Raw genomic sequence first — 604 nt, 5'->3', positions numbered from 1 at the left:
TAATGTCCAAAGATTTGAGTTAGTATTAAAGAAAAACAAAATTAAAAAAATATTGGGAACCAATTCCTTAGATTTACTGAATGATGCACAATTGATAGAATTTTTGGAATCAAAACTTAATTCAACAATAAATGTGTACATAAGGTTAATTGAAGAATCAAGTATTAAAACAAAAAAAGTGATTCAAGATGTATATAACAAACACGGTCCTAAAAATTATATTAAAGCACTTTTTAATCAAGTAAATAACCATTCTCTTAGAACTTTGTCTCCTTTGGTGTTAGACGAAGAAATTATAGCATTGACGAATATTAGTCCTTTCAAAAATAAAGCTAGAACCAAAAGAACAATAATAGAATCCTTCCAAAATAGCGAAGAAGATTATTCTGAAAAAAACGAGACTGGATTAATGATTACTTGGCACGTTCGAGATATATTTAAACTATTTTATGAATCACTAGAAGTTGCTAGAGAAAAAGGGTTAGGATGTCATAAGGATACTACATCAACTCATACATATAAACACGTTTTAAAAGATTATCCATCAGGTTATAGGAATAATATTTTCGAAGAAATTATAAAATCTAATACTCGAAATCAAAAA

The 604-nt window shown here is 27.0% G+C and carries 1 protein-coding gene; it reads left to right on the top strand.

All coding sequences use genetic code 11. The features are described 5' to 3' along the window. Positions 1-604: hypothetical protein (locus tag AC3A84_RS17320; RefSeq protein ID WP_487971274.1), on the top strand; the 604-nt coding region annotated here is incomplete at both ends.

Source organism: Paracidovorax sp. (assembly GCF_057642795.1).
The sequence above is the reverse complement of the archived record's forward strand: the minus strand, read 5'-3'. Positions and strand labels throughout refer to the sequence as shown.